Origin of the sequence: Pseudomonas sp. HS6-2 (assembly GCF_049325675.2) — a bacterium.
Taxonomy (GTDB): domain Bacteria; phylum Pseudomonadota; class Gammaproteobacteria; order Pseudomonadales; family Pseudomonadaceae; genus Aquipseudomonas; species Aquipseudomonas putida_N.
On the sequence record NZ_CM143906.1, the window covers coordinates 3,331,860 to 3,357,831 of the forward strand.

Here is a 25,972-nt window from a genome sequence, read left to right on the forward strand (position 1 = left end):
TCGGCATGAACGATGTGCTCTGGCGCCCCTCCACGGCGCAGATCGAAGCCAGCCGGATGGATGCCTTCCGCCGCCGGGTGAACTTGCGCTACAACTTGCAGCTCAATGACTACGCGGCCTTGCACCGCTGGAGCATCGAGCAGCGTCCGGTCTTCTGGCAAACCCTTGCCGACTATTTTCATGTGGCCTGGCATACCCCTGCCAACCAGATCCTCAGCGAAGGCGCGCAGATGCCTGACGCCCGCTGGTTCAGTGGGGCAACCCTGAATTTCGCCGAACACCTGCTGCGCCGTCGTGACGACCGGCCTGCGATGGTTTCCGTGCGCGAAGATGGCCAGCGCACGGTCTTCACCCATGCCCAACTGGCCGCTGAAGTTGCGGGCCTGCAGAAAGCGTTCAAGGCAGCTGGCATCGTGCCCGGTGACCGCATCGCGGCAGTCATGCCCAATACCTGGCAAACCTTGGTGGCAATGCTCGCCTGCAGCAGTCTGGGTGCGGTCTGGTCGACGTCTTCGCCGGAGTTCGGGCTGCACGGCATCATCGATCGGTTCGGCCAGATCGAACCGAAACTGCTGCTAGTCTGCGCCGGTTATAAGTACGCCGGCAAGTCGATCGACCAGGTCGACAAGATCAACCAGGTCTGCGCCCAGTTGCCGAGGCTGCAGCAGTTGATCGTGGTGCCCTATACCCGCCCCCACACCCAAGCGTGTGAATTCACCGCCGCCAAGGTCAGCCTGTGGGATGACTTCTACCAGCCCGGCGGCGAACCTGAGTTTGCCTCGCTGCCGTTCGACCACCCGCTGTACATTCTCTATTCCAGCGGCACCACGGGTGTGCCCAAGTGTATCGTCCACCGTGCCGGCGGCCTGCTGCTGCAGCACCTCAAGGAACATGGCCTGCACAACGACCTGAAGGCCGACGATGTGCTGTTCTACTACACCACCTGTGGCTGGATGATGTGGAACTGGCTGGTCAGCGGCCTGGCCGTCGGCGCCACCCTGGTGTTGTATGACGGCTCCCCCTTCCACCCTGGCCCCGAGCGCCTGCTTGACCTGATCGACGCCGAACGCATCCAGGCCTTCGGCACCAGTGCCAAGTACCTGGCCGCGCTGGAGCAGGAAGGTCTGGAACCGGCCCGCAGCCATCGCCTCGACAGCCTGCGGTTGATCCTCTCCACCGGTTCACCATTGTCGCCGCACAGCTACGACTACGTGTACGGCAAGATCAAGGCTGACCTGTGCCTGGCGTCGATGTCCGGCGGTACCGATATCGTTTCGTGTTTCGTGCTCGGCAACCCGACGCTACCGGTGCGCCGCGGCGAAATGGCCTGTAAGGGCCTGGGCATGGCCGTGGAAGTGTGGAACGAACAGGGCCAGCCAGTGCTCGACGAAAAAGGCGAGTTGGTCTGCACCCGCAACTTCCCGTCGATGCCGATGGGCTTCTGGAGCGACAGCGACGGCAGCCGCTACCATGACGCGTATTTCAGCCGGTTCCCCGGGGTCTGGGCGCAGGGCGACTACGCCGAACAGCGCAGCAGCAGCGGCGGCCTGCTGATCCATGGCCGCTCCGACGCCGTACTCAACCCCGGCGGCGTGCGCATCGGCACGGCAGAGATCTATCGCCAGGTGGAAAAGGTCGAAGAGGTGCTGGAAAGCGTGGCGATCGGCCAGGACTGGCACGGCGATGTGCGCGTGGTGCTGTTCGTGCGCCTGCGCGATGGCCTGCAACTCGACGACGCCCTGCGCCAGCGCATTCGCCAGGTGATCCGACAGTACACCACGCCGCGCCATGTGCCAGCGGTCATTGCCCAGGTAACCGACATCCCACGCACCATCAGCGGCAAACTGGTGGAACTGGCCATCCGCAACGTGGTGCATGGGCTACCGGTGAAAAATACCGACGCCCTGGCGAACCCGCAGGCACTGGAGCAGTTTCGTGACCGCACGGAGCTGCGCGATCAGGCATAATGGCGCCCTTTTTTGCCCCGAAGCACAGGTGTACCCATGAAAGCTCAAGCCCGCCATATCCTGGTCAAGACTGCTGACGAAGCCGAAAAGCTCAAGCAGCGCATCGCCAACGGCGAGGCCTTCGACGTGCTGGCGAAGAAGTTCTCCACCTGCCCGTCGGGCAAGCGCGGCGGTGACCTGGGCGAAGTACGCCCGGGCCAGCTGGTGGGCGCGATCGATCAAGTGATCTTCAAGAAGCCCCTGCGCGTGGTGCACGGGCCGATCAAGAGCAAGTTCGGCTACCACCTGGTGCAAACCTTCTATCGCGATTGATAGCCACGGGCCACCTGGCATTTTTGCCAGTTGGCCCGTGTCAATGCATTGACATACAACTCCGGCAGGGCCGAAGCGGCATATGAAATGCCGCTCAAGGTAGTGGTCCCTCAATGGACACGGAGACCTGCCGATGCCTTGCCCTCGCCTGCTGCTGCCTGCTGCCTTTCCCCTCCTCACCCTGCCGCTGATCGTTAACGCGCAAACCTTGCTGGTTTCGCCTGGCGACAACCTTGGCGCCGTCGTACAGACCCCGGCCATTGATGATTTCAGAATGACCGGCGGAACGATTCGGTCACTCAACCAAGGGCAAGGCTACGACACGTTCTACATGTCCGGCGGGCGAATCGTCGGCGCATTCGAGGACGGCGACCGTGCAATCTTCGCTGGCGGACGAATTGGCCGTGTCGACCTCAAGCTGGCCGACAACTACTTCGCCATGTCCCAGGACCTTGGTGTCGAAACCTTGATCGATGGCAACCTGGTCAGCGGTTTCGGCAACGACACCATCATCCTTCGTGGCGGCACCATCGGCGGTAACATCAGCACCAGCGGCGGTACCGACGACATCACCATCAGCGGCGGTCTGTTGAAGGGCAATGTACTGGCCAGCGCAGGTGACGACCTCTTCACCTGGACGGGTGGCCGCATAGGCGGCAAGGTCGATATGGGCCAAGGTGATGACCATGCAAGCATCGTTGGCCTCGACCCCAGCACGCTGGTCACTGAACTGGACGGCGGCCGCGGCAACGACAGCCTGGTATTCGAGAACAGCCAGATCAATGGCGGGGCCCGGTATGTGAACTGGGAAGCAATCGGCCTGTTCGAAAACAGCCGCCTCACGCTCGACGACACGTTGACCCTTGGCGACGGCACCGTTGAGCAACCTGGTAGCGGCACAGGCGCCCTGCTCATTGACGACAGCAGCACACTGGTTTCCCGCCACGGGATCATCATGCCCATCAGCCAAGGGCAAGATGCGACGCTAAACAATGCTGGCACCATTGACCTCAGCAGCGGCAATGATGCACAGGGCAGATTGACGGTGAACGGCAACTACGTTGGGGAGAACGGACTGCTGCGCGTAAACAGCATACTCGCGGGCGATGACGCAGCATCCGACCGGCTGGTGGTCAGCCAGGGCAGCATCAGCGGCAGCACGCGCCTGGAGGTGAACAATTTAGGTGGCGCGGGTGCCGCCACCAACCAGAATGGTATCCAGGTCGTCGAAGCGCGCAATGGCGCCACCAGCACCGCCACAGCTTTTGTCCAGACTCAGACGCTATCGGTCGGCGCTTACGACTACCGACTGTTTAAAGGTGGGATGACTGCGGGCAGCGAAAACAGCTGGTACCTGCGCTCGACGCTGGTCGCGCTGCCCGCTCCGGCCGTCACCCCGCCTGTCGCGGCGCCAGCACCCGGTCAGCCCGACCTGCCAGCGCCCGTGCAAGGTGAAAGCCTGCCGCTGTATCGCCCGGAAGTGCCGGTCTATGCTGCTGCCCCTAGAGGCGCCGCCATCATAGCCCGCCAGGCTTTGGGCACGTTCCATCAGCGCCAAGGTGACCAGCAATTGCTGCAGGGCGGGGGCGCCCTCCCCGCCAGCTGGGGCCAGGCCTATGGCGGCGCGCTGCGCCAGCAATGGAGCGGCACCGTCAGCCCGAGCCTGGACGGCGACCTGTTTGGTTTCAAGGTGGGTCAGGACCTGTACGCCATGGTCAGCGATGACGGCTATCGCCAGCATCTGGGCCTGTACGTCAGCCATAGCCGGTTGGACGCCGACGTCAAAGGCTTTGCCCTGGCCGTGGAGGATCGCAGCGTGGGTGACCTCAAGCTCGATGGCGACAGTGTCGGCGGCTACTGGACGCTGGTGGGTCCACAAGGCTGGTACCTCGACAGCGTGCTGCAGTACACCAAACTCGATGGCCGAGCCCGCTCCGACCGGGGCGACAAGCTGAACATCGACGGCCACGCCTGGACTGCGTCGCTGGAGTCCGGCTACCCGATCAGCCTCTCCGAGCGCTGGATCCTGGAGCCACAAGCCCAGCTGATCGCCCAGAAAGTCTCGCTGGACAGCGCCAACGACAGCGTCTCGCACGTCAGCCATGACGCCCAGGTCGAGCTGACCGGTCGGCTCGGCGTGCGCCTCGAAGGCGCCTACAAAGCAAGCAGCGGGCGCCTGCTGCAACCCTATGCGCAACTGAACCTGTGGCACGGCGACGGCGGCCGGGACACCCTGACCTTCGATGGCGTGGACAAGATCAAGACCGACTACCGCTACACCTCGCTACAGCTCGAAACCGGCCTGGTCGCCCAGGTTAGCGAGGCGCTGAGCCTGCACGGCGGCGTGCAGTACTCACGCAACCTCGACAGCCGCCAGCAGGAAGCCAGCAGCGTGAACCTGGGCGTGCGCTGGCAGTTCTAGCGCCGCGCCGCCAGCAGGCCGAGGCCGGCGCAACCAAGCAGCGAGGCGCTGACCCGGTTGAACAGCCGGCGTGGCCCGGGCTGGCTGAACCAGCGTTGCATGTAGGCACCCAGGCCTGAATAGATGGCGATCGCCGCCCACTCCAGCAGCAAGAACAGCACGCCAAGCCATAGGAACTGCTCGCTCACCGGCGTGGCGCTGCCAACCGAAACAAACTGCGGCAGGAAGGCGGTGAAGATCAGGATGGCTTTCGGGTTGCCCGCCGCCACCCAGAATTCCTGGCGTGCCAGGCGCCACGTGCCGCGCGGGTGATCACTGGCCACCACGGCTTCGCCGACCGGGGCGCGCCACAGCTGCCAGGCGATGTAGAACAGGTACGCCGCGCCCACCACCTTGATCGCCAGGAACAGGTACTCGCTGGTGTGCAGCACCACCGCCAGGCCCATGGCGGCGAGGGCGATCATGCCGCTGAAGGCGAGAATTCGCCCGCCGCCGGCCACGCAGGCAGTGCGCAGGCCGTAGCGGCTGGCATTGTGCAGCGACAACAGGTTGTTCGGCCCCGGTGCCATGTTCAGGGCGAAGCAGGCGGGGATGAATAGCAACAGGCTCGACAGGTCCATTTTGTTCTCCAGGCAATCAGCCGCTACTGTCGATGCCGTGCAGGGGCCGGGTCAAGGTACAGCCAACGGCAAAAACTGTACGGTCGCTCGCCCGGCGCTGCTAAGCTGCCCAGCTGACCGAGGACCCTGTCATGCCCACTGCCCGCTCCCAGCTCTGGCGCGACCCGGCACTGCCCTGGGTGGAAAGCCGCCGCGCCTGCCATAGCCGCGCCTGCTACAAGGCGCACAGTCACCCGACCTTCTCCATCGGCGCAGTGGATGCTGGTAGCAGCTGCTTCAGCGGAGCCGGCGACGGGCAGGAGCGCCTGACACCGGGCACCCTGGTGTTGGTGCCGGCGCAGCGAGTGCATGCCTGCAACCCCGAGCCTGGCCAGGCTTGGAGCTATCAGATGCTGCATGTGGATGCCAGCTGGCTAGCGCAATTGCGCCTGGAGTCAGGGCTCGAAGCGGCAAGGCCCGGTGCCCCTGCACGGATCAGCCGGGAACCGACGCTGTACCAAGAATTCTGCAACTTGAACGACCTGCTCTTCTCTACAGCCAGCATCGGTGAGAAGGAAGCGGCGCTCGTGGCATTGCTCGGCGATCACGATTTTTCCGCGCAACCGGTTTCGCTGGCAGCGCCCGCACCTGTGCTGGGGATGCCGACCTTACGTGAGTTGATCGAACACATCGAAGCGCAAGACCTGGCGCAACTGAGCCTTGAGCGCCTGGCCGTGCAGGCGGGCCTTGGCCGCTATCAGTTGATCCGGGCGTTTCGCGCCGCCACCGGGCTGACACCCCATGCCTATCTGCTTAACGCGCGGGTCAACCGTGGCCGGGTACTGCTGCGTGACGGGCTGGCGTTGGCCGAGGTTGCGTACCAGCTGGGGTTTGCCGACCAGAGCCACTTCCAGCGGGTGTTCAAGGCCCATGTCGGGGTCACGCCGGGGCAGTACCGGCACGCGCAATAATCTTCAATACCTGCTCCAGGGCAGCCTCCAGACTGCGGCTTTGCTACCGAGAAAGCCCACCATGGAGCAGTTCCTGATCGTCGCCCTCGCCCACTTCCTCGCCCTGCTGTCACCGGGGCCGGACTTTTTCCTGGTCGCCCGCACGTCTATATCGGCGGGTTGGCGTGTGGCCAGCGGCGCCTGCCTGGGCATCGCCCTGGCCAATGGCCTGTTCATTGCCATGGCCTTTGCCGGCCTGGCCATCCTGCGCGAAGGCAGTGCGATGTTCCTTACCCTGCAACTGGCCGGTGCCGGTTACCTGTTGTACATCGGCTTGCTGTTCGTGCGTCATGCCGGTAAAAGCGAGCTGACAGCCGTTGCCGGGCAAGCCGCGATCAAGGGTTGGTGGCGCGGCCTGGGCATGGGTTTTGTATCTGGGGCACTGAACCCGAAGAACGCGCTGTTCTACGCCAGCCTTGCCGGCATGGTGGCCAGCAGCAGCGCCGGCTGGAAGTGGCTGTACAGCGCCTGGATGTTCAGCATCGTGCTGCTGTGGGACCTGCTGGTGGCCGCGGCCATCGGCAATCAACGCCTGCTGCGGCGTTTCGCCGTACCCTGCCGTGGCTGGAACGGGCATCCGGGGTCATGCTGATGGTGCTGGCGGTGGCGCTGTTGATTCATCTGCTGGCGGGATGACCAGGCGCAGGCTGGCGAGGTCCATCAGGCTGAAATGGCCACTGGCCCAGCCACCGGTATCCAGATGCCAGACGTTGCCCAGCTGCTTGGCCCGCACCACCGGCGTATGCCCCACCAACAAGGCGCGCAGGCCTGCCACATGCTCGGTGTTGCCGTCCTTCAGTCGTTGACGCGACCACTGGCAAACCTCACGAACGCCTGAGTCGTCATCGAACAGCAAGCTATCGCGCAAGGCATTCCAGTCGTTGAACGGGCTGTCTGCATGCAGCAAGCCTATCAGGCCGACATCCGTTTGCACCTCCATGGCAATCGGCAGTTGCAGAAACCGTTCGACAAAGACTGCCTGCCTGTCACTGGGCATGTCGATGAACCAGCCACCTCCTGCGGCACGGTACATTTCCAGGTCCAGGCGCCCGCCTTTCAGGCAAGTGATCGCCAGCGACTCGTGATTGCCCTGCACGGCATGGAACCAGGGCTGCTCCAGCCACCACAGGCACTCTTCACTGTGCGGCCCGCGGTCGACCAGGTCGCCGACGCTGAACAGCCGGTCCACTACTGGGTCGAAACCAGCTGCGTCCAGGCACTGCTCAAGCCGCCGAAAATGCCCGTGGATATCGCCCACGGCGAGGTCGCGCCCCTTGCTGTTGGCGGCTACCCGCCGAAACCGGCTCATTACAATGTTCCTCTGCTGGCGCGCGGCGGCCGGCGTAAATTGGAGCGACACGCAGCCCGCCGCGGAGGCGCATCATGCGTAACGCTCTCGTGTGTGCCGTGCTCATGGCGCTGTCATTCAACAGCATGGCACAAGGCACCCCGCCTGCGCAGGTCGAGGTGCGTTTCGACTAGCAGTGACCGCCTGTACGCGGAAAAGGCCATGCTCGACGACTGGCTTCGCCAGTGTGTCGGGGGTATGCTCGGCCATTCGACCTGTACCAGGGAAGGAACACACCATGAAACTCTGTGCCATACAATCGGCGTCGCGTAAAGGCGACCTGGCGGGCAACCTCGCCCGCCATCTGCGCTGCATCGAGCAAGCCGCGGCATTGGGCGCCGAGCTGGTGGTGTTCCCGGAACTGTCGTTGACCGGTTACGAACCGACCGTGGCGCGCCAGGTGGCCCTGCCGGTGACCTCTGCCCGCCTCGAGCCCTTGCAGGTGCTTTGTGACCAGCTGGCAATCAGCGTGGCCGTGGGGCTGCCATTGCCGACCGCCGAGGGCATTCGCATCGGCATGCCCATCCTGCGCCCAGGCCTGCCGCGCCTGGCATATGCCAAGCAGCGCCTGCATGACGATGAGCTGCCGTTCTTCACGCGTGGTGACCAACCCCTGGTGTTCGAATCGGGGACGCTGCAGATCGCCCCGGCCATCTGCTATGAATCGATGTTCATCGAACATGCCGCCCAGGCCCATGGGCTGGGTGCCGAGCTGTATCTGGTCAGCGTGGCCAAGACCGCCAAAGGCATACGTGAAGGCAACGAGCATTACCCGGAGGTGGCGCGCACCCTGGGCATTCCGGTGCTGCTGGCCAACTGCGTCGGGCCGGCCGACAAGTTCATCGGTGCCGGCGGCTCCGCAGCCTGGGACAGCCAGGGCAACCTGCTGGCAGCGCTGGATGACAAGGCCGAAGGCCTTATCCTGCTGGATACCGCCAGCAACATCGCGCTCGGCCTGCCGCTGGATATGCCTGAGGCATGAAGTTTCTGCTGTCGACGCTATTCAGTTTTGCCGTCACCTACTACGTGGTCAGCCTGCTGATCCAGGGCCAGCTGGCTGAAATTGCCGAGAGTTTGCGGCACCGGCCCGATGCACCGACGCCGGGGGAGTACCTGCGCGAGGTAAGGCCGCATGCACAGCGTGCACGGCGTCAGTACACACTGATGGCAGGGTCTGTGCTGGCGCTGGTCGTCTGCCTGCTGGTGAGCTGGGTCAGCTGAGGAGCCTCTCCCACGAACAGGCCGCTACAGGTTTCTCACAGGTCGAGGGCCAGGCTCTGCCGCCCTTCCAATGCCAGCAGAAACTGTTTGGCTGGCAAGCCCCCGGCAAACCCGGTCAAGCTCCCGGACGCGCCGATAACCCGGTGACACGGGGCAATGATCGAGATCGGGTTGCGCCCGTTGGCTGCCCCCACTGCCCGCACGGCACTTGGGTTGCCGATCTGCAGGGCGATGTCGCTGTAGCTGCGGGTCTCACCAAATGGAATGGTCAGCAAGGCCGCCCACACCTGGCGCTGAAACTCAGTACCGGCAAAGTCCAGTGCCAGTTCGAAGTGTTGGCGCGTGCCAGCGAAGTACTCGCCCAGCTGGCGGGCCGTTTCGCACAGCGTCGGGTGGCGATCATCGCGGTGCAACTCGCCAAGCCGCACGCGGTTCTCACGCTCCTCCTCCCACAGCACGGCGGCGAGTCGCTCGCCGCGTGCCACCAGGGTCAGGGTGCCGACCGGAGACGGCATCAAAGTAAAGGCGCTGGACATCTGAGTTCCCTACGGCAAACCAGTTTCAGCGCACTTTAACGTCGCTCGCCCCCTCGCTGCATCCGCTTTCTTGCGCAGGTTATTCCGCGAGCAGCATCTGTCACAGCAGGTCGGCATCGAGCAGATACAGGCTGTGGCTACCCGCCTTGACGCTGGCACTCAGCGAGTGGGTGCGCGGCAGCAGGCGCGCGAAGTAGAACCGCGCGGTGGCCAGCTTGCTCTGGTGGAACGGCTCAGGTTGCGCCGTGTTCAGTGCGACTTCGGCCATGCGAGCCCACAGGTAGGCGTAGAGCGTGTAACCGAACGCATGCAGGTATTCCACCGACGCCGCGCCAATCTCCTGGGGGTTGCCCTGGCCACGGTCGAGGACCCAGGCGGTCAGTGCGTCGAGTTCGCTCACCGCCGCCAGCAGCGGCGTACCGAACTCGGCTGTCAGCGTCTCGGCGAACGTGCGGATCTCCGTCGACAGCAGGCGATACGCCTGGCCATCATCGCCCAGCAGTTTGCGCCCTACCAGATCGAGGGCCTGGATGCCGTTGGCACCTTCGTAGATCTGGGTGATGCGGCAATCGCGAATCAGCTGTTCCTGGCCCCATTCACGGATGTAGCCGTGGCCGCCGAACACCTGCTGGCCATGCACCGTGGTTTCCAGGCCCATGTCGGTGAGGAAGGCCTTGGCCACCGGAGTCAGCAAGGCCACCTTGGCCTCGGCCAGGCGGCGTGCGCCGGCATCCTCGCTGTACTTCGCCAGGTCCAGCTGCAACGCCACGTAGGTGGAGAATGCCCGCCCGCCCTCGTTCAGGGCCTTCATGGTCAGCAGCATACGTCGTACATCCGGGTGCACGACGATCGGGTCGGCAGCTTGCCCAGGCACCTCGGCGCCGGTCGGGGCACGACCCTGCTGGCGGTCGCGGGCATAGGCAATGGCATTCTGGTAGGAGCGCTCGCCCAGGGCCAGGCCCTGGATACCCACCCCCAGGCGCTCGTAGTTCATCATGGTGAACATGGCGTTCAGGCCTTTGTTCGGCTCGCCGACCAGGTAGCCGATGGCGCCGTCGAAGTTCATCACGCAGGTGGCCGAGGCCTTGATGCCCATCTTGTGCTCGATGGAGCCGCAGCTGACCGCATTGGCTTCGCCCAACGCGCCCTTGTCGTCGACCAGCACTTTCGGCACCAGGAACAGGGAAATGCCCTTTGCACCTGCGGGTGCATCGGGCAGACGGGCCAGCACCAGGTGGATGATGTTCTCGGTCAGGTCCTGCCCACCACCGGTGATGAAAATCTTGGTGCCGCTGACCCGGTAGCTGCCATCGGCCGCAGGTTCTGCACGGGTGCGCAGCAGGCCCAGGTCGGTGCCACAGTGCGACTCGGTCAGGCACATCGAACCCGTCCAGCGGCCTTCATACATCGGTGGCAGGTAACGGGCCTTGAGCGGCTCGCTGGCGTGGTTGAGCAAGGACAGGCAGGCGCCTGCAGTGAGCATCGGGTACAGGCCGAACGACAGGTTGGCGGCGTTGAGCATCTCTTCAAGCTGGGCGCCGATCACTTTCGGCATGCCCATGCCGCCATATTCCGGCGCGCCAGCCACACCCACCCAGCCATCTTCGGCGAACGCCCGGTAGGCATCGGCGAAACCGTCGGGGGTGATCACACGGCCGTTTTCCCAGCGGCAACCCTGTTCGTCACCGCTGCGGTTTAGCGGCGCCACCACCTCGGCAATCAGCTTGCCGGCCTGCTCCAGCACGGCCCGGGCAGTGTCGGCGTCGACTTGCTCGACCAAGGCCGGGGTCTGCGCCCACCAGGCCGGGATATCAAACACTTCGTTGAACAGGAAATCCATGTCGCGCAGTGGTGCAAGGTAATCAGACATGAGGCAAACACTCGCTTGCTTAGGTTGACGAACGTGACGCGGCACGGGCACAGCTGACTGCGGATGACTCAGAAGGTGCGGCTGCCCTTGATCCCCGCACGTTCCATCTTGCGATGGCATGGCGGGTAGTCCATGACCGCGTAATGCTGGGTGCTACGGTTGTCCCAGATGGCCACGCTGTTGGGCTTCCAGCGCCAGCGTACCTGGTACTCGGGCAGGTAGGCCTGGCTGACCAGGTAGCGCAGCAGGTCGCCGGCGCCGGGGTTGGCGTCCTGGCCGACCCGCACGCGCTGGGGCGTGTGGTAGTTGCTGAAGTGGGTCGTGAAGGCATTGACGAACAGCACCTGTTCGCCGGTTTCCGGGTGAGTGCGCACCACCGGATGTTCGGCATCCGGGAACTGCGCCTTGAGCGCCAGGCGCTTGTCGATCGGCATGGCCGCGCCGAAGCTGGCTTCGATGCTGTGGCGTGCACGCAAGCCTTCGATCTTCGCCTTCACGTCACGTGGCAGGTTTTCATAGGCCATCACCATGTTCGCCCACATCGTGTCGCCGCCTACCGGCGGGCACTCGACGCAGCGCAACACGCAGCCCATGGGCGGTACCTCGCGCCAGGTGGCGTCGGTGTGCCAGGCGTTTTCGTAACGGTCGTTGGGCTGGTCGGGACGCTTGTAGATCTGCACCAGGCCAGGGTGCTGCGGATCGCTGCCGGCCACCGGGTGGTCTTCGAGGTCACCAAAGCGCCGGGCAAAGGCCACGTGTTCGGCACGGCTGAAATGCTGGTCGCGCAGGAACAGCACACGGTGCTTGAGCAACTGCGCGCGCAGTTTCTCGAACAGATCGTCATCGTGGATCGCGTCAGCCAGGTTGACGCCGCTGATCTCGGCGCCGATTGCACAGCTCAGTTGTTCGATGTGCATGTGGTTGCCCTCTTCAGATGACGAAGATCGACGAGCCGGTGGTCTTGCGCGCTTCCAGGTCGCGATGGGCCTGGACGGCGTCCTGCAGGGCATAGTGCTGGTTGATTTCGATGCGGATGCGGCCACTGCTGACGTGGTCGAACAGCTCGCCGGCCAGGTCGGCCTTTTCCGCAGGGTCGGCAATGAAGTCGGCCAGTGCCGGGCGAGTCAGCTGCAGCGAACCCTTGATCGCCAGCAACTGTGGGTCGAACGGCGGGATGGTGCCAGAGGCGGTGCCGACGCAGACCATCAGGCCACGGCGTTTGAGCGAATCGAGCGAACCCATGAAAGTGTTCTTGCCCACGCTGTCGAACACCACGTTGACGCCGACGCCATCGGTGAGCTCACGCACACGGCTGGCCACATCCTCGACGCTGTAGTTGATGATCTGGTTGCAACCATGGCTGCGGGCGACTTCGGCCTTGGCCTCGGTGGACACCGTGCCAATCACGTTCAGCCCCAGCAGCCGCGCCCACTGCGCGACGATCAGGCCGACGCCACCCGCCGCCGCATGCAGCAGCACGGTGTCGCCCGGTTTGAAGGCGTAAAGCCGGCGCATCAGGTAGGCCGCCGTCAGGCCGCGCATGGTCATGGCAGCGGCGGTTTCGAAGGCGATGGTTTCCGGCAGCTTGATCAGCGCTGCGGCGGGGATCAGCCGCTCGGTGCAATACGCGCCGAGGGTGTTGAGAAAGCCGGTGTAAGTGACCCGGTCACCCACCGCCACCTGAGTTACGCCTTCACCTAGCGCCTGCACCACGCCGGAGGCTTCCACACCGATGCCATTGGGCAGCGGGATTGGGTAGGTGCCATTGCGGAAATAGGTGTCGGCGTAGTTCAGGCCAACCGCCACGTGACGCAGGCGCACCTGCCCCGGGCCGGGATCGCCGACCTCGACATCCTCGTAGCGCAGCACTTCGGGGCCACCGGTCTGATGGAAACGTACGGCTTTTGACATGCTTGTCACTCCAATCATCGATCTGGACGCAGGGCGTCAGTTCTGGGTCATTGGAATGTAAGCGCTCGGGGTGCGGAGTGCTTCGCATCGGGCGACAGCGGGTTTTCATTTGATGACAGAGGCCAGGGCTGAGCCTGCAATCTTTTCTTCATGAGCCGTCTTGATGGTTAACAAAGGCCCGACTAATACTTAACTCTCTGCCTGGGGAGGCACGAAACATGCAAACAAGATTTGTTATCGTTCCGGCTGTGCCCATCGAAAAGCAGTCGTTCCGCATCGGCACCCGCTACTACGCGGCGGCCGTATGCGGTGGTTTCGATATCTACGACACTCAGGAAAAGGAGCGGCTCAAACCCAGTTACCCGAACAAGACGGATGCCGAGGTACAGTGCCGAAACATGAACATGGCAAAGTAGGCCAGGTAGTCAGCTACCTTGACCGCCATCGGTGAGGGCCGCAAATCCGGCCCTCACGGAAAACACGATCATCATTGATGCGGCTTGTCGGCCTCACCTTCCTGCCAGCCATTGATCAGGCGCTGGGCATTTTCGTCGCAATCCAAGCCCTGTGGCTTGCTCTCCATGCCAGCGATCACTGCCAGCAATTGCGCGCGGTTCTGTGCCAGGCGCAGCTGCATCGCTTCGATCTCGGCCACCTTGCGCTTGAGGCTTGCCAGCAGCCGATCGTGCCGCGCCGCGCCGTCGCCAGCTGCGCTGGTCAGTTTGCGCATTTCCTCAAGGCTGAAGCCCGCCTGCTGCCCGCAGGTGATGATCTCAAGTGACCTCACCACCTGCTCTGGGAAATCCCGATAACCGTTACCCAGGCGCCTGGCCTCGATCAGCCCGCTGGCTTGATAGAAACGGATACGCGATGCGCTGAGGCCCGTGCGTCGGGCCAGTTCGCCAATTCTCATGCTGGGTGAAATTCTCTGTTGACCTTAAGGTTTACTTTAACCTTAGCCTTCTCCAAAACCCAACCCGCCCGACGCCCGGCGCTACCTTGGAGAATATCGCATGACCCCGTTCCAGCCCCTGTGCCTGCCCAATGGCAGCGTCATCCCCAATCGCATTGCCAAGGCGGCCATGGAAGAAAACCTCGCCAATCAGGACCAGACCCCTTCCGATCAGTTGCTGCGCCTGTATCAGGCCTGGGCCGAAGGCGGCGCCGGCTTGCTGCTGACAGGTAACGTCATGATCGACCCCAGCGCCATGACCGGGCCAGGGGGCGTGATGCTCGATGACAGCCAGCCGTTGCAACGTTTTCGCCAATGGGCCGTAGCAGGCCGCGCCCAAGGCGCGCAGTTCTGGATGCAGATCAACCACCCCGGGCGGCAAATGCAGGCCAACCTTGGCCAGCCAACCGTGGCACCCTCGGCGGTGGCACTGAACATGGGCGGGTTGTCGAAACTGTTCCCGCAGCCCAAGGCCCTGGACGAAAGCGAAATCGCCGCGTTGATCCAGCGCTTCGCCCGCACTTCGGCACTGGCCGAACAAGCCGGCTTCAGCGGTGTGCAGATACACGCCGCCCACGGCTACCTGCTCAGCCAGTTCCTCTCGCCGCTGACCAACCGGCGCCAGGACCGCTGGGGTGGCAGCCTGGAAAACCGTGCACGGCTGTTGCTGGAAGTGGTGAAGGCGGTGCGCGAGGTGGTGGCTCCCGGCTTCAGCGTGGCGGTCAAGCTCAACTCGGCTGACTTCCAGCGCGGCGGTTTCGAACCGGCAGATGCGCGCCAGGTCGTGCTATGGCTGAACGAACTGCCGGTGGACCTGGTGGAGCTGTCCGGGGGCAGCTACGAAGCACCGGCCATGCAAGGCGATGCCCGGGATGGCCGAACCTTGGCGCGGGAGGCCTATTTCCTCGATTTCGCCCGCGACATTGCCGCGATTGCCCGCATGCCTGTGATGGTCACCGGTGGCATCCGTCGCCTGGCGGTGGTCGAACAGGTGCTCGCCAATGGCGTGGCGATGGCAGGCATTGCCACCGCTCTGGCGGTCGACCCCACCCTGCCCCGGCGCTGGCAAAACGGCGAGACCAACGCATTGGCCGAACTGCCGCCGATCCGCTGGAAGCGCAAGGCATTCGCCGCCCTTGCCTACATGGCGCTGGTGAAGTTGCAGATGCGCCGGCTCGCCGCCGGCAGCAAACCCCAGGCCAAGGCCTCCCCGCTGCGCGCCCTGCTGCTGGAACAGTGGTGCACGCTGCGTCGGGTCAAGCAATACAAGCGTATGATGAATAGCCGACTGGATTGATGCTGTTCCGCAACGGCGTTCTCTGACAGGAGCACTGCCATGAACAAATCAACTTGTGCGCTGATACTGACGTTGTCAGTGCTCACTGGCTGTTCAAGTAACGCATCCACTTACCATGACCAGCCGTTGGTAACCAAAGTCGATACCGGCATGAGCAAAGAGCAAGTACTGCAAATAGGTGGCAAACCGGGCGCCCAGTCCGAGCGCACGGTAGTGCCTGGAACGTGCTTCGACTACATGCTGAGCAAACCGGGGCAGAAGCAACAACCTTACATGGTCAGCTTCGATCAGGCCGGGAAGGTCGACAAGACCAGCTTCATGACCTGCGCCGAATGGAGCAATGCCCAGCAGAAGGCCCGGCAGGCATTACCCAGCATGGGCGGTATGGGAGGTTCAGGCTACTGAGGCACCCGGCAGCCGGTCACTCAAGGCACTCTCTGGCGGCCATGCGCAGCTTGTCACTCGACAGAAAGCTGCCTTTGTAGAAAGTTGCCCGGCTGCCATCGTGATACTCGACCACTTCCAGCACCTCGTCTGAAGTGACGGCACTCGGTGCAGTCAGCCGATAACCATGGCTGATGGACTTTTGCGTGGTCTGGGGGGACAGTGCCTGCCACTTTGGCAGTACGCAGGCGGCGTACACATCCGGGGATTTTGCAGTGAGCTTACTGGCAGTGGGCTTGCCCGGGTTGGCGCACGCAACAAGACTTGCAGCGAGTGCAGCGCAGAAGAGGATACGAACGGTTGGCATTTGCGATTAACCTGACTGGAACATGGGCCATTCTAGCCGGGATCGAGCCACAGGAGTAATCCACCAAGGTCGTGCGCAGGCTTGATTGCAACCGCGCAAGACTTCCGTCGAATGGGCAAGACGGCCCTATCCCCTAGAATGAACCCCGCTGATGGATCAGCACCCATCGCAAAAAGCCCGCTCTCATGTGCGCGGGCTTTTTGCACTTGCAGATCAATGGATCAGGCTTTTTTACACATCAATGCAGCATCGAGCAGCCTGCCATGGTCGTACCAGGCGTCGCGCTGGTAGGCCGTGAACTGACGCTCGGTCCCCGTTCCGCGCAGTTCTACCAAACCAGCGGCCTGGGTAGGGTCGGTACTTTCGACGTACAGTTTCACCGAGTTGTCGCCATCGACCTCATAGGTTTTCACATTACCTTGAAGTTCGCCTTTGACACACCCTAGATAAACGGGTGTGCTTCTGTCGGTAGTACCGGACGTATAATCATGGCCATCCCGTACATCCCGATTCTGTGCGCACCCGCCCATCAACAGCGTGGCGAAAGTGGTTAACAGTATTGCGCCTGCGACCGATCTTGAACGCTTCACGCGACACGCTCCTGCTGCCCCATCGATAACTGACGAAAGAGTGGCCAAGCCGAACGCCCTTTTTTAGTTCTCGTGTGCCCATGGTACTGCGCAAAGTGCACAGCACAATATTCTTGTTTGCTATATGGGCAATGGCCCATGACTGGCAACTTTGCGACTTTCGCATTATTTCTTTAGCCGAGCGGAACGATTTCAATCAGCCATGATTCTGATGCGTATCGACCAAATGCACCGTTCAGGAGAGGTCCATGGTGTGGTGGCTGGAAATACTCGCCCAGTTCGTGATTTCAACAGGCCTTGCCGTGTTCAGCATCTTTGTGTTCTGGGCCTACACGCTGGCGTTCGGCAGGACCTACAGCAAGCTGCTGTCAGCCGCGTTGGCGCTGGCCCTGCTGGGCATCGCAGCTTTCCCCCATGGGACGAGCTTCGCCATCAGCCAGCAGGCGCTGCCGGGGGCTGGCAGCGAATTCCTGTTGCTGGTCGCGGACGCCTTGGGTGTGATCAGCGCCGTCATGATTGCATCGTTCTTCTTCAACCCTGGGCGGTTGCTCGAAGAATCATGACGGCAGCCGGGCTATCCGCCCAGCCCTTGGCCGGTGAGCGAACAGCCGTCTGCTTCAGTACAGTCAGCGTGGGCCGCCATGTCCCCCACCATGCCCACCACCGCCACCTGGCGGCATGAACATCCAGCCACCTGCCAGTGTGGATAACCAATGCCGCCTTGCATCAGTAACGACGATAGTCCTGGTGCCCGCCGCGATCTTCATCGTAGTAATGCCGGTGGTGGTGGTGATCCCCGTCGTGCCAGTAAGGCCAGCAGCCACTGAGCAACAACAACCCGGACAACACGACAACCCATGCAGTCTTGCGTTTCATGTGCGTACCTCCAGCCAGGCGAAGCGAGGCCTTGCTTACGTTGGACTGTGCAAAAAACAGAGGTTCGGGCCGGGCGTCAGCCGCTGATCTTGTTTCATGATGCCCCCTGCCCCCCGGTTCAATGCCATTGCATTTGACGCCACCTTCACCGCGTGCTCTCCTTACGCCTTGCGTCAGGTGCCCCCATTGGGGGTGAAACGGGAAATCGGTGCGTCGCAGGCCCTTGCCAGGGCCGGGCAAATCCGGTGCTGCCCCCGCAACGGTAAGCGAGCGAAGCGTCCAGACCACTGTGCCACGCAGTCCGGCATGGGAAGGTGATGCTTTTCAAGGAGCCCTGCTCCTCCTCGCAAGCCCGGAGACCGGCCTGGCGTTCATGAACACCCCGCGGTGGGCGGGCGCTGTCGCATTCCCTCGGGCGCCCCGTGCCCGGGGCTGCCGCGCGTGTCCCCATTGCCTTCTAGAAAGCAAAAGCAAAAAGCAAAGCAGAGGATCGCGACATGCCCATCACCAGCGCCAAACACAGCATTACTACCCCCGTCACCCTCAGCCAGCGCGTGGTCATCGCCGTCAGTGCCAGCCTGCTCGGCCTGTGCCTGGTGTACTTTGCCGGGTTCTCGCACATCGAAGCCGTGCACAACGCCGCGCACGACACCCGCCACAGCGCCGCCTTCCCTTGCCACTGAGGCTGCCATGATCAAGCGTATCGCCCGCACTGCCGGTTTCAGCGGCTTGCTCGCCGCTCTGTTGCTGACCCTGCTGCAGAGCTTTTGGGTCGCACCGCTGATCCTCGAGGCGGAAACCTATGAAACGGCGGCCCCCGCAGCCGAGCAACACAGCCACGGCGAAAAGGCCAGCGCTGGCCACAGCCACAGCGAGGAAGCCTGGTCGCCAGCAGATGGCTGGCAGCGCATCCTGTCGACCACCGGCGGCAATCTGGTGGTTGCCGTCGGTTTTGCCCTGATCCTCGCCGCCCTGTACAGCCTGCATGAGCCAGGCCGTACCAGCACTGGGGCGCTGTGGGGACTGGCCGGTTTTGCCGTGTTCTGCCTGGCTCCAACCCTGGGCCTGCCACCGGAACTGCCAGGCACAGCTGCCGCCGACCTCGGTCAGCGCCAGAGCTGGTGGGTCGGCACCGCAGCCGCGACCGCACTGGGCCTGGCCCTGCTGGTGTTCGCACGCCATGGTTTGCTCAAGGCACTGGGCGCCGTCTTGCTGGTGGTACCGCACGTAATCGGCGCTCCGCAGCCGGAAGTCCACGAAAGCCTGGCCCCCGAAGCCCTGGAGGCTCAGTTCAAGATCGCTTCCTGGCTGACCAACGCGGCCTTCTGGGTGGCCCTGGGCCTGCTCAGCGCCTGGTTGTATCGCCGCTCTAGCCACGCCTGATGGCCATCGATCAGCCATTGCCGGCGCTGTACGCCGGCTTCGGCTGCCGTCGGGGTTGCTCGGCGGACGCCCTCGACGCCTTGCTGCATGAAGTGCTGCAGCGTCACGGCCTGAGCGCCACAGCACTTCGCGGTTTTGCCAGCATCGCTGGCAAGGCCGACGAGCCAGGTTTGCAGCAACTCGCCGCACGCTACGCCCTGCCGTTGGAGGTTTTCACTGCCGAGCAACTGCAGCCGTATGAACCCCAGCTCAGCCATCGCTCCGCAATCGCCTACGCCCACAGCGGCTGCTGGGGCGTCGCCGAGAGCACGGCACTGGCCCTGGCCAACCTCAGTCACGCCGGCGCCGCACTCAGGGTGGCCCGCCAGGTGCGCGGCCGCGCTACCCTGGCACTGGCCTGTGCCGGATAATCGCTTCTTTCATCTATTCAAGGATCCGCCATGACGGTCTACTTCATCGGCGCCGGCCCCGGCGACCCGGAACTGATCACGGTCAAGGGCCAACGCCTGATCCGTCAGTGCCCGGTGATCATCTATGCCGGCTCGCTGGTACCCGCGGCGGTGCTCGAAGGGCATCAAGCCGAGACGGTCATCAACAGTGCCGAACTGCACCTCGGACAAATCATCGACGCCATCCGCACCGCACACGCCAATGGCCAAGACGTGGCCCGGGTGCACAGTGGCGACCCCAGCCTGTATGGGGCCATCGGCGAGCAGATCCGCCATCTGCGCGAACTGGGCATCGATTACCAGATCATCCCCGGCGTCACTGCCACCGCCGCCAGCGCGGCACTGCTCGGCTGCGAACTGACCCTGCCGCAAGTAGCGCAGACGGTCATCCTCACCCGCTACGGCGACAGCTCACCGATGCCCGCTGGCGAGCAGCTCGGCGACCTGGCCCGACACGGCAGTACCTTGGCCATTCACCTGGGGGTCAAGCACCTGCCACGTATCATCGAAGAACTGCTGCCCCACTATGGCCCCGACTGCCCGATCGCGGTGGTTCATCGTGCCACCTGGCCAGACCAGGACTGGGTGCGCGGCACTCTGGCCGATATCGTCGAACAGGTAGCGAGCAGGGGTTTCCGGCGCACCGCCCTGATCCTCGTCGGCCACGTGCTCGGCGATGCGCCGTTCACCGAGTCGGCGCTGTACCGCGCCGGCCACGCCCACCTGTACCGCCCCGGCGACTAGCATTGCCAAGCTGACAAGGGGCGGAGCAGACTGCGCACTCCACCAGACCGGAGGGATACCCATGCTGGAGCTGCGCCCTAACTGTGAATGCTGCGATGCCGATCTGCCGGGCGATAGCCCCGACGCCCTGATTTGCTCGTTCGAATGCACCTTCTGCCGCCACTGCGCTGACCACCGCTTGCAGGGGCGTTGTCCGAATTGCGGCGGCCAGTTGCTACCCCGCCCGACGCGGGTGGGGCAGGCGTTGAGCAACAACCCCGCCTCGACCCAACGGGTCCTCAAGCCTCACCCGACTTGCGCCTGACCCTCCGCCAATACAGGCGCCGCCGCTTCTGACGGTGCTTGTAACGGCTGCCGTGTAGGAAATTTCTACAATATCGGCTCGCTTGTTCAACACACCTATACTCGCCATTACCATGGGTCCGGAATGGTCGTATCGTGCCGCACAGCAGAAAAAGCTTGCAGACGTATTCCTGATTGCTTCAGGAAGCCGACCACATTCCGATAGGAGTTAGTGATATGACAACCGTGCTGATCGTTGATGATCATGCCATCGTCCGTTTTTCCTTGCGCATATTGCTCGAGCGTGAGCGCTTTCGTATCGTCGGCGAAGTCGACAATGGCAGTGAGGTGGCGCAGAAGGTGCGCGAATTGCGCCCGGATGTGGTGCTGCTTGACATCGGGCTCCCCGGCCTGGATGGCATGGAAGTCATCAAGCGCCTGCAACAACAGGAGCCGGCCCCCAGGATCATGGTGCTGACCGGGCAAGCCACCGACCTTTATGTGCGCCGCTGCCTGGATGCCGGCATCGGTGCATTCGTCACCAAAGGCGAGGACCTGGAGGCCGTGGTGTTCGCCCTCAAGGCCTTGACCAAGGGTTACTCCACCTTCCCTCAGATGGCGGTGAACAGCAATACCCTGGAGAGCGAGCCAGAGCGCCTGGATAGCCTGTCCAACCGTGAAATGGAAGTGCTGCGGCGCCTGAGCCGTGGTGAAAACAACAAGAACATCGGCACCTGCATGAACCTCAGTGCCAAGACCATCAGCACCTACCGAGGCCGTATCATGGAAAAGCTCAAGACCGAGTCACTGGTGGAAATGGTGGATCTGGCCAAACGCAACCGCATCAGTTGATGCGTGTGGGTAGCATGAAACCTGTCCTGGCCGGCCTTGCCCTGCTGATCGCCCTGCTCTGTTACCCGTTCATGGCGCTTGCCGATGCTGAACCCAGGCATTTGCTGGCACGCGCCACCAGCGCCACGCAACCACTGCAACTGGATGACGTCGACCGCCAATGGCTGCAGCGGCGCGGCGTGTTGCTGCTGGGGAGTTCACGGCCGGATTACCCGCCCTTTGAAATCAACGTCAGCCTGGCTGATTACGAAGGCCTGAGCGCCGATTATGCCGGGCTGATCGCCGAGCAGCTGGGCGTACCGGTCGAAGTCAGGCGATTCGCCAGCCGTCATGAAGCAATCGCCGCGTTGCGTGCTGGCACCATCGACCTGCTGGGCAGCTCCAATGCCTTTGAAGCTGCCGATGCCCAACTCAGCCTCAGCCTGCCCTATGCCGAGGACCTGCCGGTGATCGTGACGCGCGAAGCCTCCCCCCTGTTACATGGCAAGGACCTGGCCGGCTTGCGCCTGGCGATGGTCGACCACTATCTGCCGGGCGAGGCCGTCCGCGCCCTCTACCCCAATGCCCAACTAAGCCTCTACCGCTCGACCCTGGCGGGCCTTGCGGCAGTCGAACTGGGCGAGGCCGACGCCTATCTGGGCGATGCCATCAGTACCGATTACCTGATCGGCAAGAGTTACCAAGGCATGGTGAAGATCGACCATTTCTGCCAGGTGGCGCCCGGCTCCTTTGCCTTCGCGTTCGCCCATGACAACCCGCGGCTGCGCCGCCTGGTCGATAGTGCCATGGCCAGGATCACCGAAAGCGAGCGCCTGAACATCCTGCGCCGCTGGAGCAGTGGCAATACCAGCCTGTTGCTGGACCGCCACCTGTCAGTACTGACACAGGAAGAAAACGACTGGATAGCCCGGCATCCGACGGTCAGCGTGCTGGTCGACACGGCCCTGGCCCCGCTCACATTCAATGACGCCGAGCAGCATGTCAGCGGTATTACCATCGACCTGCTCAAGCAGATCACCCTGCGCACTGGCTTGCAGTTCAGGTTCATCGAGCAGGGTACCGTGCAGCAGATGGTTGATAAGGTCGCACGCGGCGAGGCTCAGATGATCGGAGCACTGGGCTATGGCACGGAACGCGCGGCCCAGTTGCGCTACACGCGCCCGTATCTGGTCAGCCCCAGGGTGCTGGTGACCCGCGACCAGGCGCCCTCGCCGCTGCACGCCAGGAACCTGGACGGACAACGCATTGCCCTGCTGCAGGGCTCCCACCTTCGCGACGAAGTACTGCAGCGCTTCCCGCAGGCCAAACTGGTCATGGTGAACAACCCCCTTGGCCTGATGGAAGCGGTGGCCAACGGCGACGCGGACGCCGCCTATAGCAGCTATATCAATGCCTCGTACTACATCAACCAGGTCTTCAAGGGGCGCCTGCGTATCGCCGGTGTCGTGGGGGACGAGCCGGCCGTCGCCTCCTTTGCGGTCGCCCCCGACCTGCCGCAATTGCAGGCCATCCTCGACAAGGCGCTGATGAGCATTCCTCCAGAAGAGCTGGAACAGCTGATAAACCGCAGGCGCACCAGCACCTTGGTCAGTGACAGCCCCTGGCGCAACTACCGCACCCTGGCGCTGCAAGTGTTGGTGCTGTCAGCCCTTCTGCTGGCGGGCGTGGTGTTCTGGAACAGCTACTTGCGCAAGCTGATCCACCAGCGCACCGAAGCGCAGCACGCGCTGCAGGCGCAACTGGCCTTCAGCCGCGGTCTGCTGGAGCAACTGCGCCAGGCCAAGGATGAAGCAGAACAGGCCAGCAAGACCAAAAGCGCGTTCCTGGCGACCATGAGCCACGAGATCCGTACCCCCATGAACGCCGTGATAGGCCTGCTGGAACTGGCGCTGGAAGACAACCACGCCGGCCACTGCGACACCCAGACCCTGCAGACCGCCCATGATTCCGCCATTGGCCTGCTCGGGCTGATCGGCGACATCCTTGATATTTCCCGCATCGAATCCGGGCACATGACCCTGCAGCCGGTTGCCACCGACCTGGTCGAACTGCTGCGCAACACCCTGCGCGTATTCGAAGGTAACGCGCGGATAAAGGGCTTGCATCTGCAAGGCGAGCTGCCGGCGGGCCCACTCTGGGTCCTCGCTGACCCGTTACGGGTCAAGCAGATCCTCTCCAACCTGTTGAGCAATGCCATCAAGTTCACCGATCGTGGCGACGTACAGGCCCGCCTCACCTTCAAACCGTCGAGCGCAGGCGACATCGCGCTGGTCGAGGTGAGCGTGACCGACACGGGTATCGGCATTGCCGCCCCGGATCAGGCCCGCCTGTTCAACACCTTTACCCAGGCTTCAGGCCCACGGGCGAGCCAAGGCGCTGGCCTGGGCCTGGTGATCAGCCGGACTCTGACCGAACTCATGGGGGGCAGGCTGGATTTGCAAAGCGTGGAAGACGTCGGCACCCGGGTGCTCGTGCAGTTGCCGCTGCCACTGAGTGCGCCACCCGCACCCGTGGAACACCCTGCACTCGCCGAAGAAGCCGAAAGCGGGCCGCTGAATGTTCTGGTGGTCGATGACTACCCTGCCAACCTGCTGCTGCTGGAAAAACAGCTGCACAGCCTTGGTCACCAGGTGACGCTGGCCGAGAATGGCGAATCGGCGCTGGCCTTGTGGCAAGCCCACCCATTCGACCTGGTCATCACTGACTGCAGCATGCCGGTGATGGACGGCCATGCGTTGGCCCGCAGGGTTCGGCAGCTCGAGCAAGAACGCGGGCTGCCCGCCTGCAACATTCTGGGCGTGACCGCCAATGCCCAGGCCGAAGAGCTTCAACGCTGCCTGGAGAGCGGCATGGACGATTGCCTGTTCAAGCCCATCGGGCTGCAGACACTGAAGGCACACCTGCCACAGGCACGCGCCGCCGCCCATGCACCTGAGTCAAGAGGCAGTGGTTTCGACCTGAACGAACTGCACCACCTGACCCAGAATGACCAGCAACTGACCAGGCGCCTGCTCGAACAACTGACGCAAAGTGCCCGCGAGGACCTGGCTGCCCTGCAAGCCCTGGATGCCGCCAGCGACCGCGAGGCGCTGCGCACCCTCGCTCACCGTATCAAAGGGGGCGCCAAGATGCTGCGGGTGCGCGGGGTGGTCAAGGATTGCGAAGCCATCGAACAGGCCCATGCCCAGGGGCTGCCGACGAGCGCGCTGCACCTGCAGCTGGAAACGAGCCTGCAGGCCTTGCTGCGGGAACTGGGCGACGCCCTCAGTGCAATTGCAGCGTCGAGTTGATCTGGCTGATGGCGTCGACCACGTGACGGGATCCCTGCTGGATTTCCATGATTACCGTTCCCGCCTCGTTGGCCAGGGCAACGCCACGCCCTGTGCGGGACAGGCTCGACTGCATGCTGGCCACGGCGGTCAGCGACAGGTCGTGGTTCTGGCGCACCACGTCGACGATTTCCAGCGTCGCCTTGCTGGTGCGCGCCGCCAGGCTGCGTACCTCGTCGGCCACCACGGCAAAGCCGCGACCATGCTCACCGGCCCGGGCCGCCTCGATGGCCGCGTTCAACGCCAACAGGTTGGTCTGGTCGGCGATGCCACGGATGGTCAGCACAATCTGCCCGATCACATCCGACTGTTTGCTCACCGCATCGATGCTGCGCGCGGCGTCATTGAGTTCCTGGGAAATCTGCTCGATGACCGCCACCGTCTGCTGCACAACCTCGGTCCCCTTGCGCGCGCAGGCATCGGTCTGCACCGAACTGGCATGGGCCGCATCGGCTGCGCTCTGCTGGGTGCTGACCTGCGCGGTGATATCGCTGGCGAACTTGACCACCTTGTACAAGCGCCCTTTGCTGTCGAAGATCGGGTTGTACGAGGCCTCCAGGTACACCGTCTGGCCTAGCTTGTTGATCCGCTCGAAGCGGTGCGAGTGATACTCGCCGCGATTGAGTGAAGCCCAGAACTCGCGGTATGCGCTGGATTCGCGTTCATGGGGCTGGCAGAACAGCCCATGGTGACGCCCCACCACTTCTTCCAGGCGATAACCCATGGTCGCGAGGAAGTTCTGGTTGGCCTTGATCACCCGCCCCTGCGGCGTGAACTCGACCACGGCCATGGACCGGCCAATGGCCTTGAGCAGGCTTTCGCTCTCGTGTTCGTCCTTCACCCGCTCGCTGATATCGGACGCCACCTTGATCACGCTGGTGACCTGCTGTTGCTCGTCGAGCACCGGCATGTAGCTGGCTTCCAGCCAGACCTCACGGCCTGCCTTGTCGACGCGTTCGAAGGTGCCGCTGATGGCCTTGCCCTGGCCCAGTTCATGCCACAATTGCTGGTATTCGGCGGTCTTGGCGTAACCAGGGTCACAGAACAGGCGGTGGTGCTTGCCGCGCAACTCCTCGACGTCGTAGCCCATGGCCTGGCAGAACTGGGCATTGGCATCAAGAATGGTACCGTCCGGGGCGAACTCGATCATGGCCATGCAGCGGCTGATCGCGGCGAGCTTGGCCTGGCTCTCGGCCAGGGCCTTGCGGGTGCGCTGAATCTCGATCAAATCAGACTTGCGGTGGAAGTCGAACATGGCGCCAGGATCCTTG

Annotated in this window: 28 protein-coding genes, 3 pseudogenes and 1 riboswitch; of the genes and pseudogenes, 19 read left to right on the plus strand and 12 right to left on the minus strand. The window is 63.3% G+C overall.

Annotation, left to right across the window (positions count from 1 at the left end):
• Positions 1 to 5: 5 nt before the first annotated feature.
• From ACOKS3_RS15440 to ACOKS3_RS15450, 3 genes are all read left to right on the plus strand, one after another.
• On the plus strand, positions 6 to 1,967 hold the full coding sequence (locus tag ACOKS3_RS15440; RefSeq protein ID WP_103447466.1) for an acetoacetate--CoA ligase: 1,962 nt from the start codon (positions 6 to 8) through the stop codon (positions 1,965 to 1,967).
• Positions 1,968 to 2,003: 36 nt separating this feature from the next.
• On the plus strand, positions 2,004 to 2,279 hold the full coding sequence (locus ACOKS3_RS15445) for a peptidylprolyl isomerase (protein ID WP_008095636.1): 276 nt from the start codon (positions 2,004 to 2,006) through the stop codon (positions 2,277 to 2,279).
• A 133-nt stretch (positions 2,280 to 2,412) separates the two neighbouring features.
• Complete coding sequence (locus ACOKS3_RS15450; protein WP_422763697.1) at positions 2,413 to 4,701, plus strand: autotransporter family protein; 2,289 nt, start codon at positions 2,413 to 2,415, stop codon at positions 4,699 to 4,701.
• Here the strand turns inward: ACOKS3_RS15450 and ACOKS3_RS15455 are convergent.
• Positions 4,698 to 5,321 carry a LysE family translocator gene (locus ACOKS3_RS15455; protein WP_103447468.1) on the minus strand — a complete coding sequence of 208 codons (624 nt, stop codon included), beginning with the start codon at positions 5,319 to 5,321 and terminating at the stop codon, positions 4,698 to 4,700. The two genes, ACOKS3_RS15450 and ACOKS3_RS15455, sit on opposite strands and share 4 nt — an antisense overlap.
• A 131-nt stretch (positions 5,322 to 5,452) precedes the next feature.
• On the opposite strand from ACOKS3_RS15455, the gene ACOKS3_RS15460 reads away from it, so the two are divergent.
• Positions 5,453 to 6,271: a helix-turn-helix domain-containing protein gene (locus ACOKS3_RS15460; RefSeq protein WP_422763696.1), complete on the plus strand. Its 819-nt coding sequence runs from the start codon at positions 5,453 to 5,455 to the stop codon at positions 6,269 to 6,271.
• Between the two features lie 61 nt (positions 6,272 to 6,332).
• Positions 6,333 to 6,946: pseudogene (locus ACOKS3_RS15465) on the plus strand (LysE family translocator).
• On the opposite strand, the gene ACOKS3_RS15470 reads toward ACOKS3_RS15465, so the two are convergent.
• Positions 6,894 to 7,619, minus strand: coding sequence for a metallophosphoesterase (locus ACOKS3_RS15470; RefSeq protein WP_422763695.1), 726 nt, complete (start codon positions 7,617 to 7,619; stop codon positions 6,894 to 6,896). The pseudogene ACOKS3_RS15465 and the gene ACOKS3_RS15470 overlap by 53 nt on opposite strands.
• A 74-nt stretch (positions 7,620 to 7,693) precedes the next feature.
• Here ACOKS3_RS15470 and ACOKS3_RS15475 point away from each other — a divergent pair.
• The 3 genes and pseudogenes from ACOKS3_RS15475 to ACOKS3_RS15485 form a co-directional block, all read left to right on the plus strand.
• A pseudogene (locus tag ACOKS3_RS15475) lies at positions 7,694 to 7,789 on the plus strand (DUF3016 domain-containing protein); the annotation flags it as partial.
• A gap of 107 nt (positions 7,790 to 7,896) precedes the next feature.
• Positions 7,897 to 8,640, plus strand: a complete 744-nt coding sequence (locus tag ACOKS3_RS15480) for a carbon-nitrogen hydrolase family protein (protein WP_422763694.1) — start codon at positions 7,897 to 7,899, stop codon at positions 8,638 to 8,640.
• On the plus strand, positions 8,637 to 8,879 hold the full coding sequence (locus ACOKS3_RS15485) for a hypothetical protein (protein WP_103447473.1): 243 nt from the start codon (positions 8,637 to 8,639) through the stop codon (positions 8,877 to 8,879). The genes ACOKS3_RS15480 and ACOKS3_RS15485 overlap by 4 nt, the downstream gene beginning before the upstream one ends.
• Positions 8,880 to 8,914: 35 nt before the next feature.
• Here the strand turns inward: ACOKS3_RS15485 and ACOKS3_RS15490 are convergent, their stop codons facing one another.
• The 4 genes from ACOKS3_RS15490 to ACOKS3_RS15505 all read right to left on the minus strand — a co-directional run bounded on the left by ACOKS3_RS15490 (position 8,915) and on the right by ACOKS3_RS15505 (position 13,196).
• Positions 8,915 to 9,415 (minus strand): methylated-DNA--[protein]-cysteine S-methyltransferase, encoded by a 501-nt coding sequence (locus ACOKS3_RS15490; protein WP_422763693.1) that lies wholly within the window; start codon positions 9,413 to 9,415, stop codon positions 8,915 to 8,917.
• 100 nt (positions 9,416 to 9,515) lie between these two features.
• Complete coding sequence (locus ACOKS3_RS15495; protein ID WP_422763692.1) at positions 9,516 to 11,285, minus strand: acyl-CoA dehydrogenase C-terminal domain-containing protein; 1,770 nt, start codon at positions 11,283 to 11,285, stop codon at positions 9,516 to 9,518.
• A 68-nt stretch (positions 11,286 to 11,353) separates the two neighbouring features.
• The gene (locus tag ACOKS3_RS15500) at positions 11,354 to 12,202 is read right to left on the minus strand and encodes a TauD/TfdA dioxygenase family protein (protein ID WP_422763691.1); all 849 of its coding nucleotides are present in this window, start codon (positions 12,200 to 12,202) and stop codon (positions 11,354 to 11,356) included.
• A gap of 13 nt (positions 12,203 to 12,215) precedes the next feature.
• Positions 12,216 to 13,196, minus strand: a complete 981-nt coding sequence (locus ACOKS3_RS15505) for a quinone oxidoreductase family protein (RefSeq protein ID WP_103447477.1) — start codon at positions 13,194 to 13,196, stop codon at positions 12,216 to 12,218.
• Positions 13,197 to 13,414: 218 nt separating this feature from the next.
• Here ACOKS3_RS15505 and ACOKS3_RS15510 point away from each other — a divergent pair, with 218 nt between their 5' ends.
• Positions 13,415 to 13,612: a hypothetical protein gene (locus tag ACOKS3_RS15510; RefSeq protein ID WP_103447478.1), complete on the plus strand. Its 198-nt coding sequence runs from the start codon at positions 13,415 to 13,417 to the stop codon at positions 13,610 to 13,612.
• 71 nt (positions 13,613 to 13,683) lie between these two features.
• Here ACOKS3_RS15510 and ACOKS3_RS15515 read toward each other — a convergent pair whose 3' ends face one another.
• Positions 13,684 to 14,109 (minus strand): MerR family transcriptional regulator, encoded by a 426-nt coding sequence (locus ACOKS3_RS15515; protein WP_422763690.1) that lies wholly within the window; start codon positions 14,107 to 14,109, stop codon positions 13,684 to 13,686.
• Positions 14,110 to 14,209: 100 nt separating this feature from the next.
• Between ACOKS3_RS15515 and ACOKS3_RS15520 the strand changes: the two genes are divergently transcribed.
• Positions 14,210 to 15,445, plus strand: a complete 1,236-nt coding sequence (locus ACOKS3_RS15520) for an NADH:flavin oxidoreductase/NADH oxidase family protein (RefSeq protein ID WP_422763689.1) — start codon at positions 14,210 to 14,212, stop codon at positions 15,443 to 15,445.
• 39 nt (positions 15,446 to 15,484) lie between these two features.
• The gene (gene osmE / locus ACOKS3_RS15525; RefSeq protein WP_103447481.1) at positions 15,485 to 15,850 is read left to right on the plus strand and encodes an osmotically-inducible lipoprotein OsmE; all 366 of its coding nucleotides are present in this window, start codon (positions 15,485 to 15,487) and stop codon (positions 15,848 to 15,850) included.
• 16 nt (positions 15,851 to 15,866) lie between these two features.
• Here the strand turns inward: osmE and ACOKS3_RS15530 are convergent, their stop codons facing one another.
• Together ACOKS3_RS15530 and ACOKS3_RS15535 are read right to left on the minus strand one after the other, a co-directional pair.
• On the minus strand, positions 15,867 to 16,196 hold the full coding sequence (locus ACOKS3_RS15530; protein ID WP_103447482.1) for a hypothetical protein: 330 nt from the start codon (positions 16,194 to 16,196) through the stop codon (positions 15,867 to 15,869).
• Between the two features lie 221 nt (positions 16,197 to 16,417).
• Positions 16,418 to 16,786 carry a hypothetical protein gene (locus ACOKS3_RS15535; protein WP_103447483.1) on the minus strand — a complete coding sequence of 123 codons (369 nt, stop codon included), beginning with the start codon at positions 16,784 to 16,786 and terminating at the stop codon, positions 16,418 to 16,420.
• Between the two features lie 248 nt (positions 16,787 to 17,034).
• On the opposite strand from ACOKS3_RS15535, the gene ACOKS3_RS15540 reads away from it, so the two are divergent.
• On the plus strand, positions 17,035 to 17,349 hold the full coding sequence (locus tag ACOKS3_RS15540; protein ID WP_103447484.1) for a hypothetical protein: 315 nt from the start codon (positions 17,035 to 17,037) through the stop codon (positions 17,347 to 17,349).
• 163 nt (positions 17,350 to 17,512) lie between these two features.
• Here the strand turns inward: ACOKS3_RS15540 and ACOKS3_RS15545 are convergent, their stop codons facing one another.
• Positions 17,513 to 17,662 carry a hypothetical protein gene (locus ACOKS3_RS15545; RefSeq protein ID WP_422763705.1) on the minus strand — a complete coding sequence of 50 codons (150 nt, stop codon included), beginning with the start codon at positions 17,660 to 17,662 and terminating at the stop codon, positions 17,513 to 17,515.
• Between the two features lie 158 nt (positions 17,663 to 17,820).
• A riboswitch (cobalamin riboswitch) is annotated at positions 17,821 to 18,044 on the plus strand.
• A gap of 115 nt (positions 18,045 to 18,159) precedes the next feature.
• On the opposite strand from ACOKS3_RS15545, the gene ACOKS3_RS15550 reads away from it, so the two are divergent.
• The 7 genes from ACOKS3_RS15550 (at position 18,160) to ACOKS3_RS15580 (ending at position 24,662) form a co-directional block, all read left to right on the plus strand.
• A complete protein-coding gene (locus ACOKS3_RS15550) occupies positions 18,160 to 18,345 on the plus strand; it encodes a CbtB domain-containing protein (RefSeq protein WP_103447485.1) in 186 nt (61 codons plus the stop codon).
• Positions 18,346 to 18,352: 7 nt separating this feature from the next.
• Complete coding sequence (locus tag ACOKS3_RS15555; protein WP_422763688.1) at positions 18,353 to 19,045, plus strand: CbtA family protein; 693 nt, start codon at positions 18,353 to 18,355, stop codon at positions 19,043 to 19,045.
• 17 nt (positions 19,046 to 19,062) lie between these two features.
• Positions 19,063 to 19,455 carry a cobalamin biosynthesis protein gene (locus ACOKS3_RS15560; RefSeq protein ID WP_422763704.1) on the plus strand — a complete coding sequence of 131 codons (393 nt, stop codon included), beginning with the start codon at positions 19,063 to 19,065 and terminating at the stop codon, positions 19,453 to 19,455.
• Positions 19,456 to 19,485: 30 nt separating this feature from the next.
• Positions 19,486 to 20,238, plus strand: coding sequence for a precorrin-4 C(11)-methyltransferase (gene cobM, locus ACOKS3_RS15565; RefSeq protein WP_422763687.1), 753 nt, complete (start codon positions 19,486 to 19,488; stop codon positions 20,236 to 20,238).
• A 61-nt stretch (positions 20,239 to 20,299) separates the two neighbouring features.
• Complete coding sequence (locus ACOKS3_RS15570; protein ID WP_103447488.1) at positions 20,300 to 20,542, plus strand: DUF1272 domain-containing protein; 243 nt, start codon at positions 20,300 to 20,302, stop codon at positions 20,540 to 20,542.
• Positions 20,543 to 20,757: 215 nt separating this feature from the next.
• Positions 20,758 to 21,372, plus strand: coding sequence for a response regulator (locus ACOKS3_RS15575; RefSeq protein WP_422763686.1), 615 nt, complete (start codon positions 20,758 to 20,760; stop codon positions 21,370 to 21,372).
• A gap of 14 nt (positions 21,373 to 21,386) precedes the next feature.
• Positions 21,387 to 24,662, plus strand: coding sequence for a transporter substrate-binding domain-containing protein (locus tag ACOKS3_RS15580; protein WP_422763685.1), 3,276 nt, complete (start codon positions 21,387 to 21,389; stop codon positions 24,660 to 24,662).
• Here ACOKS3_RS15580 and ACOKS3_RS15585 read toward each other — a convergent pair.
• Both ACOKS3_RS15585 and ACOKS3_RS15590 read right to left on the minus strand, forming a co-directional pair.
• Positions 24,637 to 25,131: a methyl-accepting chemotaxis protein gene (locus ACOKS3_RS15585; RefSeq protein WP_371263259.1), complete on the minus strand. Its 495-nt coding sequence runs from the start codon at positions 25,129 to 25,131 to the stop codon at positions 24,637 to 24,639. The two genes, ACOKS3_RS15580 and ACOKS3_RS15585, sit on opposite strands and share 26 nt — an antisense overlap.
• A 42-nt stretch (positions 25,132 to 25,173) precedes the next feature.
• Positions 25,174 to 25,956: pseudogene (locus ACOKS3_RS15590) on the minus strand (PAS domain-containing protein); the annotation flags it as partial.
• Positions 25,957 to 25,972: the final 16 nt, after the last annotated feature.